The sequence below is a fragment of the Dyella sp. LX-66 genome, assembly GCF_018599165.1.
GTDB lineage: Bacteria > Pseudomonadota > Gammaproteobacteria > Xanthomonadales > Rhodanobacteraceae > Dyella_D > Dyella_D marensis.
This window is the reverse complement of record NZ_JAHFVJ010000011.1, coordinates 1-13,747: the sequence shown is the minus strand read 5'-3', so window position 1 is coordinate 13,747 and position 13,747 is coordinate 1. Positions and strand designations below refer to the sequence as shown.

The following is a 13,747-nucleotide window of genomic DNA, read 5'->3' as shown; positions in this document are numbered from 1 at the left end:
AGCTCGCTCCGTCGGCCATCTAGCCGCCTGAACCCTTTAACTCCCCGACTTCCTTTTTGCGACGCAGCGTGACAGCTCGCCTGTTCAGCGCCTTAATTGGCGCCCGGGGATTTAGATCGATCCAAATGGAGTGTGATTCAGTTCATGCCGCGGAGACGACAGAACTGACGCTTTTCTGGCGCCGTTAGTTTCAATCGATCCAATTCAGAGGAGGGCAGCTAGCGCATCCGCAGCACGTGATCGAACGGGGGATATCCGCGCCGATGCAAAACGGCGCGCACCATGTAGGGGAGAGCAATGACTTACCAGTCGCAGGTGTTCACTCGTAAACCGCTGTACATCGCACTCGCTTTAGCCACATTAGCCATGGGCAACGCACCCACGGCAGCCTTTGCCACACAGCCGGCCGCCGCTGCCGCGACGCCCGCCGCCACGCCGGCAGCGCAACCGCAACCACAACAGGCCGCCGACGGCGCGCAATCCAGCAACACCGACGAGAAGAAAACCGGCAAGGACAAGAATGGGGACAACCGCAACCCCACCACCTTGCAAACGGTCGTGGTCACCAGCTTCCGCCAGTCGGTCGACCAGAACATGCAGGACAAGCGCGATTCCAATTCCATCGTCGAAGTGATCAATGCGCAGAACATCGCGCAGTTTCCGGCGAAGAACATCGCCGACGCCCTGGCGCACGTGCCCGGCGTGGTGATCAGCCGCGAGTCGGGCGAAGGCAAGACCGTCAGCATCCGCGGCCTCGCGCCCGAGCTGACGCTGACTCAGTTGAACGGCAACTACGTGGCGTCGGCCGACACGTCGGCGGGCCTCTCGCGTTCGTTCAACTACACCTTGTTCCCGGCCAACATGTTCGCGGACATCAAGCTCTACAAGAGCCTTGAAGCGCGCCTGGACGAAGGCGGCATCGGCGGCAACGTCGACCTGCGCACGCGCCGTCCGCTGGAGATGGCGGCGAACGAAGGCTTCATCTCCGGCACCTCCGCGAGCTCCGACACCAGCTCGAAGACGGAGCCGCAGGTCTCCGCGCTGTGGTCGTGGAAGAACAAGGACGAAACCTTCGGCGTCCTCGTCGCGGGCTCCTACCAGAAGCGCCAGGCGACCACCTACGAAGCCGATGCCACCAGCTGGCATTGGTGGTCGGACAACTGCACGGACCACACCACCTGCACCCAGCCGCCGGTGAACGTCAACGGCAGGCCGTATCCGTCCGCGGTCAACAACAACATCGACCTGTGGGGCAATGGCGTCGTCGACCAGGCCGGGCACGTCTCCAACGGCTTCTGGATGCCGCAGCAGTTCGCCACCAGCCGCAACGACCTGACCCTGAAGACCAAGGGCGCCCAGGCCACGATGCAGTTCAAGCCGAGCGACCACTTCCTGCTGACCGGCAACTACTTCCGCTTCCAGCGCCAGCAGACCCAGATCACCAACACTCTGGAAATTCCCGAGTGGGGCCTGCCCAACAACAGCAACTACGCCGACCAGAACGGCCGCCTGCTCGCGCCCAATGGACTGACCTTCGACAAGTCCGGCACGATCGTCACGGGGGCGAACTACGTGTTGCCGCCGGCGGGCGTCGGCTGCAATGCCGCGGTGAACCCGGTCACCGGCGCCGCCCGCCAGGCGGTGGACGTGTGCTCGACGGAAATCCCGTGGCTCAACGGCAATTACTCCGTCGAGAAGGCCACCTCGCAGACTCTCAACCTGGAAGGCGAATGGGATAACGGCGGCAGCCTCAGCGGCTCGTTCAACGTCGGCCGGACCTGGGCCAAGGGCGGTCCTTCCATCGAACTGGGCATGGCGGCCAAGCCGCGCAATTTCGTCAACGGCCAATGGGTGGACGGCAGCACCGGCGCAGCCTGGACCTTCAGCGGCAAGCCGGGCATCGTCGCCGACCAGTCGGTATTGCAGAACATGCTGGCCGGCGCGGGCCAGGTCGACCTGGGTTCGACCGGCTCCAACATGGTCAATACCCGCACCTCGCAGAACTTCGCGCAGGCGGACTTCACCTGGGCGTTCGAGTCGTCGTGGCTGCAGTCGCTGCAGTTCGGCGCCAAGTACAGCGATGCCAATGCCGAGCAGCAGAGCAACGAGGTGCGCTGGTACTGCAAAGGCACCACCTCGCAGTTCCAGACCTGCGATCCGAACGCGGGCCAGCTGCCGGCGAGCTTCCTGCTGCCGAATTACCTCAACGGCGCGAACCATGCCTACGAGGACAGCATCTTCCCGGCGATCAATTTCCCGGCGTACTACAACCATCTCAATTCGACCTACGACCGGGTGATCTACAACAAGCCGCAGAACAAGTCGTCGATCGGCGAGAAGATCGCGGCCGCCTACGTGCAGGCGAACTTCGACACGGGCACCATCCGCGGCAACGTCGGCCTGCGCTTCGTCTCCACCAAGCAGGACCTCACCGTCGCCAACCAGGTCACCACCAACAACGCGGTGTACTACCACGATGCCGGCGGCAACATCCTGATCTGCCCGGCCTCGGGCATCAACGCGGGCGGCGGCAAGTGCGCGCCGGGCGACTTCCAGTACCTGCCGCGCGAAGTGGCGGTGGTGGAGAACTTCACCAACTCGACCACCAACAAGCGCTACAACAAGCTCCTGCCGAGCTTCAACATCGCCTGGACGATCGCCGACCAGTTCGTCCTGCGCGCCGCCGGCTCGCAGGCGCTGGCCCGCGCCAACTACACCGACCTGGCTCAGCTCGGCCAGCTCACCAACAACACGCAGGACTACTACAACGACCGCAAGCAGTTCGGCGCGCCGCTGCCGGGCTGGTACGGTTCCGGCGCCAATGCCGACCTGAAGCCCTTCACCGCCACTCAGTTCGACCTTGCCGGCGAGTGGTACTACGCCCCCCACGGCGTGGTCGGCATCGACCTGTTCCAGAAGAAGGTGAAGAACTTCGTCGTCCCGGTCACCGTCAACAACATCGACGTGAACGTAGGCGGTACCCAGACCAACTTCCGCCAGTACAGCACCAATGCCAACGGCCGCTCCGGCACGTCGAAGGGCATCGAGCTCTACGCGCAGCACACCTGGGACTCGGGCTTCGGCTATATCGCCAACTACACGCTCAACAAGACCAACGAAACCGCGGTGACGCTGGGCGATACGGAGGTGGGCAAGGCGGAGCTGATCGGCAGCGCGAAGTACGCGGCGAATGTCTCGCTGTTCTACGAAAAGAACGGCCTGCTGCTGCGTGCCAGCGAGAACTGGACGGGCCGCACCATGCAGGGCCTGGCCGCGGGTTTGCCGATCTACGCACAGCCGTATCACCAGATCGATCTGAACGGCGACTACGAGATCAACAAACACTTCATGGTCACCGCGTCGGTCATCAACATCAACAAGGCGACGCCGCACACCTACCTCGGTGGCGACACACGCGCGCGCCTGGTCCAGTTGATGTATCCGGGCCGGCAGTACTACCTGGGCGTGACCTACAAGTTCGGTGGAGACAGCAACCGGTAAGAAGAAACGAAGGGGCCGGGTGCATCACCCGGCCCCTGTTCTTTTCCAGAAGGAAAACCGCATGAATACCTCCATGGCACGCCTTCCCCATCGTGCCGTCGCAGCCGCGCTGTCGGTGCTCGCCGTGACTTCAGCGGTAGCCGTACCGGCGAAGGACCCCATGCGTACGGCTCCCGCCACGGCGCCGGTAGACATGGCCAACCCCCTGGTCGGCACTGCTCCGCTGGACCGGCAGGAACTGATCGGCAATGCGCCGCCTCCGGGCGAGCCGCTGTATTCCGGCATGACCTCGCCCGGCGCGAGTCTGCCGCAAAGCTCGACCGAAGCGGCACCGGTCAATATCAATGTCGATCTCAGTTATCCGACCGGCGTGGCCACGTCGTACGGCTATGGACGCCCTACGATGATCGGCTTCACCGGCGGCGGCGGTTCGACCTATGGCGGGCGCGGCACGCCGATGGTCATGCCGGTGGTGGGCGACTGGACCGTGCCGCCGGACTACACGCCCTCGTATTACGACAAGGCCAGCGAGCGAGCCTCGCCCGGCTATTACGCGGTGGACCTGGCCAGCTTCCATACCAAGGCCGAACTGACCGCAACGCAGCGAACCACGCTGATGCGCTTCACCTTCCCGGCGAGCCGCCGGTCCCATGTGGTGATCAATCTGCGCCGCGCTGGCGGTGACGTGGAAGTGGTTGGCGACCGCACGATCCGCGGCGTCAGCACGGATGGCCGTGCGTCGCGCGACCCCAATGGCGCCTGGTTCGTGGCGGAGTTCTCGCGGCCGTTCGCGGCGTTCGGCAGCTTCCATGCAAGCCGGGAGCACGAGGGTTACGGTATCGGTGGGCAGGATGTGGAGGCCGGCGGGCGCAAGATTTCCGGCAGCTATGCCGGTGCCTACGTCACGTTCGATACCCAGGCCGGCGAGCAGGTATTGGTAAAGATCGCGCATGGCCACAGCGCCGAGGAAGCCGAGCAGCGGCTGCGCGCCGAAGATCCTGCCTGGGATTTCGACGGGATCCATGCGCGGGCCCGTGCAGCCTGGGCGCAACTGTTCGACCGCGTCGAAGTCACCGGCGGCACGCCGAAGCAGCGCATGCTGTTCTATTCGACGCTGTACCACTCGTTTGCCAGCCCGCGCCTGGTGGCTCGCAAGGGTGAGCGCTTTATCGACAGCAAGGGCGAGGTGCAGGTCGCCGGCTACGACCGCTACGGCCCCGTGCCGTTCTGGGATACGGGCCGCAACCAGATCGTGCTGCTGATGCTGATGGAACCGAAGGTGGTGCAGGACATCATGCGTTCCGAGCTGGATATGGCGCGCGAGCGGGGTTACATGAATACCTCGTTCCATGGCGACCACGCAGTGTTTCTGTACGACGGAGCGTGGCAGCGCGGCATTCCGTTCGATTACGCCTCCGCTTATACGTATCTGCGCAAGAACGCCACCGACCCGAACGGGCCGCGCGGTTATCTCGCCGAGTACAACAAGAATGGCTGGATCTCCGATATCGTCCCGCCCGGAAATCCCAGCCCGCCTTATGCCGGCGGCAAGGCCGGCGCGGCGACCACGCTCGAATATGCCTGGGACGATCATGCGCTGGCCGATGTGGCCAAGCGGTTGGGCAAGACGGAAGACGCGCAGATGTTCATGCGCCGCGCCGGCAATTATCGCAACGTGTTCGATCCTTCGGTGGGCTTCATTCGCGGTCGCACCGAGGACGGTAAATGGATTTCGCCGTTCGACCCGGGCGAGCCGTACTACAACTTCATGATGAAGGAGGCCTCGGGTTGGTCCACGCTGTGGCTGGTGCCGCACGACGTGCAGGGCCTGATCGAATTGCTCGGCGGCCGCGACGCCTTCAACGCCAAACTCGATGCATTCTTCTCGACGCCTTATCAACCCAAAGGTGTCTGCCGCGATTGCACCGGCCTGATCGGGCAATACGTGCAAGGCAATCAGCCAGATCAGCAGGCTGCCTATCTCTATGCATGGAGCGGGCAGCCGTGGAAGACGCAGGCCCTGGTGCGCCGCATTCTCGAAGACCTTTATGGCAGCGACGCCAGCGGCTATGGCTATCCCGGCATGGACGACCAGGGTTCGACCTCGTCCTGGTATGTGCTGAGTGCGATGGGTTTCTATCCGGTCGATCCGTCGAGTCCGGATTACATCATCGGCAGCCCGATCTTCGACCGGGTACGGCTGCGCATGGGCAATGGCAAGTCGTTCGAGATCGTCGCGCGCAATAACTCGGCGAAGAACCTCTATATCCAGTCCGCAACGCTCAACGGCAAGCCGTGGACAAAACCGTGGTTCAGCCAAGCGGACATAGCGAATGGGGCCACGCTCGTGCTCACCATGGGTCCGGAACCGAATAAGGAGTGGGGCGCCGGCCCTGGCGATGCGCCTGCTTCGATGTCGCCGGCGCATTGAATGCCGGTTGCGGTGCCGGAGATGCAGGCGACGCCGAAGACAGGGCAGATGCGGCTGGTTTTCACCGCATGGCTAAGGCTCACCTCGCCACGAATGTGCAGATTTTCCTCGGCGCCGTGAAATCACCGCCGGGCCGAAATGAAAGTGAAGACGAAGCCCCTATGAACTTCACGACCGTGCCACCACGCGCTTCCTATAACGGTGATGCCGCAGTACGGCGATAGGAGAAGCTTGTGGACAAGAATCGCATCGAAGGCACCAAGCACGAAGTGAAGGGCGCCATCAAAGAAGGCGTGGGCAAGGTCACCGACAATCCGGCCAAGCAGGCGGCGGGCAATCTCGAAAAGAATGCCGGCAAGATCCAGAAGGAGGTCGGCAAGGAGCGTGATCGTCAGCGGGACGAAGAAAAGCATCATTGATCCGCGTGACGCCATGGATCCAAGGCCTCGATGTCATGCCGCGAAGGCATGACACCGAGGCTTGCGTGCGATCAGTGATTGAACACCCCGGCGCACTGGTCGTTCTCGCAGGTGAAATCCACCTGGGACGCGCGGCCCGCGAAAAGCGGAACGCCTCCCACCGTGGCGAGCGTCTTGCCGTCGCGCTCCAGCGACACCTCGTAGGTGCCCGGCGGCAGCGCGGACAGGTTGTAGCGGCCCTTGCTGTTGGGCGAGCCGTGGCGGGTGATGCCCTTGTCGCTGTGCACGGTGACCGAGGCGTCCAGGGGGCTCTTGCCGAGAATGCTGGAGCTGGTCGACTGCGCATAGGCGGCGTTGATGGCGACGATGCCGAACGCGCTCACGGCGATCGCCGTCATGAGCTTGAACGCATGGCGGCGTGCGGTTTTCTGGCTGGTCTTCATGTGGGTTCTCGGAGATGGGGGCACGGCAAACCGGTCGACCGCTTGCGCAGCAGCCGGTTTGCGATCGATGTCAGTTGAAGCGAGGCAGTGGGGACTGCCGAGATCATTATCTTTTAGCGGAAGCGTTTTTTCTTGCGACTTCTTCGCGCCCGATCGCCCGGATCATTTCCTCGAATGGCCCATGGCGAAGGCCCGCCTAAGTTACCTAAGCCGGCTCAGGCCAGGCATGTGAAAGTCGTAATGTATTTTTTCCGCCGCGGACCTCTTCCCACAACCAGCATTTTCTTGATATCGCGCGCCAGCGAGCCATCCATCCTGGCCCGATGTCCACACAAGCATGTGCCCGGCCTGGAGCCGGGCACGACTTGCAGGCTTACACCCGCAACAGCGTCTTGATCGCCCGCCGTTCGTCCATGGCGCGATAGCCCTCGGCCACGTCGGCCAGCGGCAGCTCCTGGTCGAACACCTTGCCGGGGTTGATCTTGCGCGTCAGCACCAGGTCCATCAGCTGCGGCAGGAAGCGGCGCACCGGCGCGGGGCCGCCGAGCATGCCGACCTGCGCGAAGAACAGCGAGCGGCCGTCGAATTCCACGCCATGCGGCACGCCGACGAAGCCGACCATCGAGCCGGGACGCGCGACCTGCAGCGCCTGCTGCATCGATTCCTGCGTGCCCACGCACTCGAGCACGGAGTCGGCGCCGACGCCCTGGGTAAGCGCCTTGATCTGCGCCACGCCGGCATCGCCGCGCTCGGCCACGATGTCGGTTGCGCCATATTCCAGCGCCAGTGCCTGCCGCTGCTTGTGGCGGCTCATGGCGATGATCCGCGCCGCACCCATCTGCCTGGCCGCGAGCACACCCATCAGGCCCACCGCGCCGTCGCCGACCACGACGACGGTCGAACCCGATTGCACCCGGGCCGCATCGGCTGCGTACCAGCCGGTACCGAGCACGTCGGACACGGCGAGCAGGCTGGGAATCAGATCGTCCGCGGGATGTTCGGCGGTCGCCACCAGGGTGCCGTCGGCCAGCGGCACGCGCGCATACGGCGCCTGTGCGCCGCTCATGAATTCCCGTTGCACGCAGGACGATTGAAAACCATGCCGGCAATGCGGACAGCTGTTGTCGGAAAGACAGAACGAACCGACCACGAACTGGCCCGGCTTGACCGTGGTGACTTCGCTGCCTACCTCGACTACCACGCCGCAGTACTCGTGGCCCATGGCGGCCGGGCCGTTCGAGGCCTGCAGCCCGCGGTAGGGCCACAGGTCGGAGCCGCAGATGCAGGTTGCCGAGAGCTTGATGATGGCGTCGGTGGGCTTGAGGATCTTCGGATCGTCGACGTGCTCGAAACGCACATCGCCAGGGCCGTGCAGAACGGTGGCGAGCATGGGTTTTCTCCAATCGTGGCTGGCAGAGGTGAGACGGTGATCAGTCGGGTTCGACGGCAGCGAGGTAATCGGTGTCGGGCACCGGTTCCATCCACTCGACGGGGCTGTCGTTCATCCATTCCTGGATAGCGATATGGCTCATCGCGGTGGTGTCGGTGGCGCCGTGCCAGTGCTTCTGGCCGCAGTTGCAGAACACCACATCGCCGGCGCGGATCTCTTTCTTCGGGCCGCCTTCGCATTGCGTCCAACCCACGCCGGAAAGCACCACCAGGTGCTGGCCCAGCGGATGGCTATGCCAGTTGGTGCGCGCGCCCGGCTCGAAGGTGACCAGGGCGGCGGACACGCGGCCCGGCGCGGCGGGGTCGAACAGGGGATCGATGCGGACGTTGCCGGTAAACCAGCTGGCCGGGCCTTTGACGGAAGGCCGCGACCCGTTGCGGTAGATGCGCATCTGCATGGCAGGACTCCTCGATGCCGATAAGACACCGCCAAGTCTGGCGTGCGATGCGGAGGCGGACTAGATGATGAGTGCTTACATGGTCTATAAATCCAACTAATGAATGGGCATGCCAGACTCCAGCCATGGCCAGGCGCAATCTCAACGATCTGCAGAACTTCGTGATGGTCGCCCGCGAGGGCAGCTTCACCCGCGCCGCGGCACTGCTGGGCCTGACCCAGCCGGCGCTCAGCCAGTCGATCCGCAACCTCGAAGCGCGGCTGGGCATCCGCCTGCTGACGCGCACTACGCGCAGCGTCTCGCCGACCGAGGCGGGCGAGCGGCTGCTGCAGACGGTGGGCCGCCGTTTCGATGACATCGAGGCGGAGCTGGATGCGCTGACCGCGCTGCGCGACAAGCCGGCCGGCACCGTACGCATCACCTGCGGCGACCACGTGCTGCGCAACACCATCCTGCCCAAGCTGATACCGCTGCTGCGGGATTATCCGGACGTGCGCGTCGAGTTCGACATCAACTACGGTTTCAGGGACATCGTGGCCGACCGCTTCGACGCCGGCGTGCGTCTGGGCGAGAGCATCGACAAGGACATGATCGCCATGCCGATCGGGCCGGCGCTGCGGATGGCGGCCGTGGCGTCGCCGGCGTATCTGGCCGGGCGCGTGCTGCCGAAGAAGCCGCGGGATCTGCTTTCGCACATCTGCATCAACCTGCGCCTGCCCACTTATGGCGGCCTTTACGCGTGGGAGTTCGAGCGCCGCGGCCGTCCGATGAACGTGCATGTCGAAGGGCAGCTCACGTTCAACACCTCGCCGCCCATCGTGGAGGCGGCCCTGGACGGCATGGGCGTGGCCTTTCTTCCGGAAGAGGAGTTCATGCCGCATATCGAGGCGGGCCGCCTGGTGCGCATGCTGGAGGACTGGTGTCCGTTCTTCCCCGGCTATTACCTGTATTACCCCAGCCGCCGGCAGCCCTCGCCGGCATTCACCCTGGTGCTCGAAGCGCTGCGCTTGCCGGCGCGCCAGATTGCTGCCACCTAGGCGTTCAAGCCGCCGGCGCACCGTGGCGAAACAGCTTTATTCAAATCAAATCGAGGAAAGAAATCGTGCCGCACGTCATCGTCAAAGCCTGGCCCGGAAAAACCGAGGCGCAGAAGCAGGAGCTTGCACAACGCATTACCCGCGATATCGTCGAGGTGTTCGACTACACGGAAGACGCCGTATCGGTGGCTTTCGTCGAGATCCAGCCGGCGCAATGGGCCAGCGAGGTCTACGGTCCCGACATCAAGGCAAACTGGAACGCGCTGTACAAGAAGCCGGGCTACAGCATGTAAGCGTCGACCCGGCGCATGCCTCAACGACAACACAGCGTTCCGGAGTCAGTTGCGATGGATAGTGCGGGCATCCTGCGTTTTCGATCGACGATCGAGATCAACAACATCAATCCCTACGTGCTGGTCAGCGCCGAGGATGCGCAGCGGCTGAAGCAAGGGTGGCGCAAGCCGATGCCGGTGCGCATCCGCGTGAACGGCGCGCCGGAAGCGTGGTGGCATATCAACATGATGCCGATCGGCGACGGCTCGTTTTATCTGTATCTGCACGCCGAGGTGCGCACGGCGGCCGCGTGCCAGGTCGGCGATGCGGTCGAGGTGGAGCTGGCATTCGACGACGGCTATCGCAGCGGCCCCGCCCATCCCATGCCGCCGGAGTTCGGCGCGGCGCTGGAAAGCAACGCCGTCGCGCGGCAAGCCTGGGAAGCGTTGATTCCAAGCTTGAAGAAGGAAATCCTGCGCTACTTCCATCAGGTGAAATCGGCGGAAGCGAAGGCGCGTCATCTGGAGCGCGCGATGTATGTGCTGTCGGGTGGCAAGGGGCGCTTCATGGCGCGCTCGTGGAACGGCGACGGCGATTGAGCACTGGTGGATCGAGAAACCGAAACCCCTCCCGCACGAGGCGGGAGGGGACTTTCCCGATGCAGCCTTCGAGGCTGGCGATTCAGAGCAGCGGATTACTGGTAACGCGCAACCACGAAGGTCGTCGGCGAGTTGCCATAGCCCGAGACGACGATCTTGCCGTCGCTCTGGATGGCGAGCCCCTGGATCGCGGCATTCGCGCTGCCGATGGCGGTGGTCACCGGACCGAAGCTGTAGTCCTGGTTGCCGAGCTGGTCGTAGCGGTTCAAGGTCAGCTGGCGATAGCTGCCCGCACTGGAGTAGCCGCCGACGATGATGCCGCCGCTGGCGTCGATGGCCACGTCGTTGCCGATCGCATCGCCGCTGCCGATCGCGGTAAGCACCTTGCCCGTGCCGGAACCGAAGCCGCTGTCCAGCGCGCCGGCGGTCGTATAGCGAACCGCGGCAAAGCGGTAGTAGCCGCTGCTGGTACTGTTTGCGTAGCCCGCCGCGACGATCTTGCCGTCGCCCTGGATCGCCAGCGACGTGGCGATGGCCGCGTTGCCGCTGAAGGTGCCGCCCACATTGGTCAGGACCTTGCCGCCGGTACCGAACGTGGTGTCCAGCGCGCCCGTGGTGGTGTAGCGCGTCAATGCGAAGACGGTGCCGCCGCTGGACGCATAGCCGGCCAGCACCGGCTTGCCGTCCGCCTGGATGGCCAGGCCGTTGGCGTAGGCCGAGCTGGTGCCGACCGCCGAGGTGACCATGCCGGTGCCGCTGCCGAAGCTGTAATCCAGGCTGCCGGTGCTGGTAAGGCGTGCCAGCGCAAAGCTGGAGCCCGCATAGCCCGCCACCCAGATCGAGCTGCCCTGTACGGCAACGGCGAAGGCTTCCGAAGCGCCCGCGTAGAAACTGACCGTCGTCTTGCCCGAGCTGCCGAACGTCGTGTCCAGCGAACCATCCGTGTTGTAGCGATAGACGGTGAAGTTGCGGGTGGAGGTGAAGTTCGGGCACGAGGTGCCTGCGACGACGATCTTGCCGTCGGTCTGCAGGGCGAGTGCGCGCGCCTGTCCCGAGCAGGTGCCTGCCGGCGTGGTGGTGACCTTGCCGGTGCCGTTGAAGCTGGTATCCAGCGCACCGCTGGTCGTATAGCGCGCCAGTGCGAAGTCGCCGCCGACGTCCTGGCCGGCGGTGACGATCCGGCCGTCCGGCTGGATGACGACCCGGGCGGCAGAACCGTAGGCGCCAAAGGCGGTGGAGGTGATGCCGGCCGAACCGAACGTCGGATCCAGCGATGCGGCCTGCGCGAGCGTTGCCGCTGCGCTCAGAGCCGTGATGGCGATGCCGAGCGATACCTTCATGGTGTTGCTGATCACTGATGCTTCTCCCTGTTGAATAACGTCAAATCTGTTTGAGGTTCAATTCAAACCACCTTCGCCAGCCGCGTGGCCCCCTGCCAGCGGCGCTCCCCTCCTTGAAGTGAAATCCGATCTTGACGGCTCCCCCCTGCGCTGACCTGACGGCGATCGGCTGATCGGCCGGAAACCCAGGTCCAGAGCGGGTTCGCAAGCACTCGTTGCGACCCGGTAATCATCCAATTTCGCTGTCTCATGGACTGCGCCGATCGAGGTTTTTATTCGTGCAATCGGCACGTGGATGAGGCGTGCCGAGGAGGGCAGTGTTACGACTGCAACGGCTATCCATCCGAAACGGATGCCTTCGGTCCGCGGAAGATCACGATCCCGAAGCGGTCGCCAGCGTCGTTGATGGTGAGCCCGAACCGTTCCGCCAGGGCTTTACGCTCGGCACGGGCCTCTTCCTCTCGACCTTCCGCGGTGGCGCTGATCTGTTGCAAGGCCAGCTCGAATTCCCAACTTCTGGCTTCTGCGGCTGCAGCCTCCGCCTCGCATCGCTTACGTAGGTGATTGAGTTGCCCCTGCACGCACTTGAAGATCGCCTCGACAGCCTCGTGTCCCAGCGGCGTCATGCTGAAAAACGAAGCGTCACGCATGTAGCTGTAGCGATTGAGCAGCGTGCGGGCGCGGTCGAGTAAGTGCTCAATCCGCTCATGTTGCAGAGGCATAGTGGGCGGCTTCTCGCTCATCGACAGTTTTGTGCTGCGATGGGCAATGAAGTTGTCCCGGAACAGCGCTAAGGCGGCAACATCTGGGTCGGTCCGCGCGCACAGTGCAATGTCTGCAGTGACTTGGGCTGGTTCTGGTGCTACTGCGTCATCAGGCAACCACTGCGCGAAGGGGTCGTCCGCCTGGCGTTGCGCCGACGCTCCTTTCCCGAAGTAATGACGGTGGTCACGAGTGAGCATGAGTAACGAACGAAGATGAAGGGTATTAGGCTCTTGGTCGAATACCCGGCACAAGCACGAAAGCGCCGTGCGCTGGTGCGCCTCCAGCGTGTAGAGCCAAAATGCCGGGCCTTCCGCATTTACCTCAGGCCACTGCTCCATTTGTGCCCGCAGAGCCTTCGCCTGATCCCAAAAGATGTGCGCGTCCACCACATCCCTGGCCAGCGCCATGAATAGAGTGCTGAACTGTTCTTCGGTGACCGAGCGGTTCTTGGAGGCCATGGCGATCCGTGCTTGTGGGGTGTGAAAGCACGGCCATCTTAGTCCTCTAAAGCGGCGAGGGGCCTGCGTGAATTGGTGGGGAGCGGACCCACCCTGTTCCGGGAAGAGCGGCGGCGGTCGATGCCTATGAGGGATGCCGTATCGAAGCCTTTGAGAAGGAGCTGTCGGTTCGAGATGCGGTGGAATGGGTTATTGGCAAGCGGGGTGGACGGGTCTGCGGCGGCGAGTCTGTTTTGTGGTGAGTCATTTCCTAGTGGATGAGGCATGTGTATGAGCAAGACAGAGCCATCTACGTTCTGTGTGAGGCGTGAGCTTCTTACTGCAATCCATGAAGTGCTCCGGCCAGAGGGGCCGTTGCTCAGTTTACTGAGGCTGCATTGATCGGGGCCGTAAAGCGTCGCCAAATTCGCCGCGATTTCATCGATCGCGTAATGGCGGCGCGTGATAGGGCGAGGGTAGCAGGGAGCTATGTTGGCGCTGATTAGGTTCTAAACATTCTTGAGAATGTGGTACGCCCCCGATTCCGTAGACACCTGATAGTGTCTATTGAGGATCGGAGGATCTATGACCAGCAAACGTTTCACCGACGAGTTCAAAGCTGAAGCGGTCAAACAAGTTAACGAGCGCGGCTACC

11 protein-coding genes are annotated in these 13,747 nt (G+C 63.5%); 6 read left to right on the top strand and 5 right to left on the bottom strand.

Going from position 1 to position 13,747, the window contains the following annotated elements; all coding sequences use genetic code 11:
• Positions 1 to 297 precede the first annotated feature (297 nt).
• The 3 genes from KK141_RS18220 to KK141_RS18210 all read left to right on the top strand — a co-directional run bounded on the left by KK141_RS18220 (position 298) and on the right by KK141_RS18210 (position 6,351).
• The gene (locus KK141_RS18220; RefSeq protein WP_214572535.1) at positions 298 to 3,501 is read left to right on the top strand and encodes a TonB-dependent receptor; all 3,204 of its coding nucleotides are present in this window, start codon (positions 298 to 300) and stop codon (positions 3,499 to 3,501) included.
• 61 nt (positions 3,502 to 3,562) lie between these two features.
• Positions 3,563 to 5,932: a GH92 family glycosyl hydrolase gene (locus KK141_RS18215; RefSeq protein WP_214572534.1), complete on the top strand. Its 2,370-nt coding sequence runs from the start codon at positions 3,563 to 3,565 to the stop codon at positions 5,930 to 5,932.
• 233 nt (positions 5,933 to 6,165) lie between these two features.
• Positions 6,166 to 6,351 (top strand): CsbD family protein, encoded by a 186-nt coding sequence (locus KK141_RS18210; RefSeq protein ID WP_214572533.1) that lies wholly within the window; start codon positions 6,166 to 6,168, stop codon positions 6,349 to 6,351.
• A gap of 71 nt (positions 6,352 to 6,422) precedes the next feature.
• Here the strand turns inward: KK141_RS18210 and KK141_RS18205 are convergent, their stop codons facing one another.
• The 3 genes from KK141_RS18205 to KK141_RS18195 all read right to left on the bottom strand — a co-directional run bounded on the left by KK141_RS18205 (position 6,423) and on the right by KK141_RS18195 (position 8,641).
• Positions 6,423 to 6,794 carry a carboxypeptidase-like regulatory domain-containing protein gene (locus KK141_RS18205; RefSeq protein ID WP_214572532.1) on the bottom strand — a complete coding sequence of 124 codons (372 nt, stop codon included), beginning with the start codon at positions 6,792 to 6,794 and terminating at the stop codon, positions 6,423 to 6,425.
• 373 nt (positions 6,795 to 7,167) lie between these two features.
• A complete protein-coding gene (locus KK141_RS18200; RefSeq protein WP_214572531.1) occupies positions 7,168 to 8,184 on the bottom strand; it encodes a zinc-dependent alcohol dehydrogenase family protein in 1,017 nt (338 codons plus the stop codon).
• Between the two features lie 40 nt (positions 8,185 to 8,224).
• Positions 8,225 to 8,641, bottom strand: a complete 417-nt coding sequence (locus tag KK141_RS18195) for a cupin domain-containing protein (RefSeq protein ID WP_345777615.1) — start codon at positions 8,639 to 8,641, stop codon at positions 8,225 to 8,227.
• Positions 8,642 to 8,766: 125 nt separating this feature from the next.
• On the opposite strand from KK141_RS18195, the gene KK141_RS18190 reads away from it, so the two are divergent.
• The 3 genes from KK141_RS18190 (at position 8,767) to KK141_RS18180 (ending at position 10,550) form a co-directional block, all read left to right on the top strand.
• Positions 8,767 to 9,678, top strand: coding sequence for a LysR family transcriptional regulator (locus tag KK141_RS18190; RefSeq protein ID WP_214572530.1), 912 nt, complete (start codon positions 8,767 to 8,769; stop codon positions 9,676 to 9,678).
• 65 nt (positions 9,679 to 9,743) lie between these two features.
• A complete protein-coding gene (locus tag KK141_RS18185; RefSeq protein ID WP_214572529.1) occupies positions 9,744 to 9,971 on the top strand; it encodes a tautomerase family protein in 228 nt (75 codons plus the stop codon).
• Positions 9,972 to 10,025: 54 nt separating this feature from the next.
• Positions 10,026 to 10,550: a YdeI/OmpD-associated family protein gene (locus KK141_RS18180; protein ID WP_214572528.1), complete on the top strand. Its 525-nt coding sequence runs from the start codon at positions 10,026 to 10,028 to the stop codon at positions 10,548 to 10,550.
• Between the two features lie 95 nt (positions 10,551 to 10,645).
• Here KK141_RS18180 and KK141_RS18175 read toward each other — a convergent pair whose 3' ends face one another.
• Together KK141_RS18175 and KK141_RS18170 are read right to left on the bottom strand one after the other, a co-directional pair.
• Complete coding sequence (locus KK141_RS18175; RefSeq protein ID WP_214572527.1) at positions 10,646 to 11,905, bottom strand: delta-60 repeat domain-containing protein; 1,260 nt, start codon at positions 11,903 to 11,905, stop codon at positions 10,646 to 10,648.
• Positions 11,906 to 12,225: 320 nt separating this feature from the next.
• A complete protein-coding gene (locus KK141_RS18170; RefSeq protein WP_214572526.1) occupies positions 12,226 to 13,113 on the bottom strand; it encodes a hypothetical protein in 888 nt (295 codons plus the stop codon).
• Between the last annotated feature and the right edge of the window lie 634 nt (positions 13,114 to 13,747).

Bases quoted from the DNA above. Each gene is read 5' to 3' on its own strand.
- KK141_RS18220 (WP_214572535.1), top strand. From the start codon at position 298: ATGACTTACCAGTCGCAGGTGTTCACTCGTAAACCGCTGTACATCGCA.
- KK141_RS18205 (WP_214572532.1), bottom strand. From the start codon at position 6,794: ATGAAGACCAGCCAGAAAACCGCACGCCGCCATGCGTTCAAGCTCATG.
- KK141_RS18200 (WP_214572531.1), bottom strand. From the start codon at position 8,184: ATGCTCGCCACCGTTCTGCACGGCCCTGGCGATGTGCGTTTCGAGCAC.
- KK141_RS18180 (WP_214572528.1), top strand. From the start codon at position 10,026: ATGGATAGTGCGGGCATCCTGCGTTTTCGATCGACGATCGAGATCAAC.
- KK141_RS18195 (WP_345777615.1), bottom strand. From the start codon at position 8,641: ATGCAGATGCGCATCTACCGCAACGGGTCGCGGCCTTCCGTCAAAGGC.
- KK141_RS18215 (WP_214572534.1), top strand. From the start codon at position 3,563: ATGAATACCTCCATGGCACGCCTTCCCCATCGTGCCGTCGCAGCCGCG.
- KK141_RS18170 (WP_214572526.1), bottom strand. From the start codon at position 13,113: ATGGCCTCCAAGAACCGCTCGGTCACCGAAGAACAGTTCAGCACTCTA.
- KK141_RS18190 (WP_214572530.1), top strand. From the start codon at position 8,767: ATGGCCAGGCGCAATCTCAACGATCTGCAGAACTTCGTGATGGTCGCC.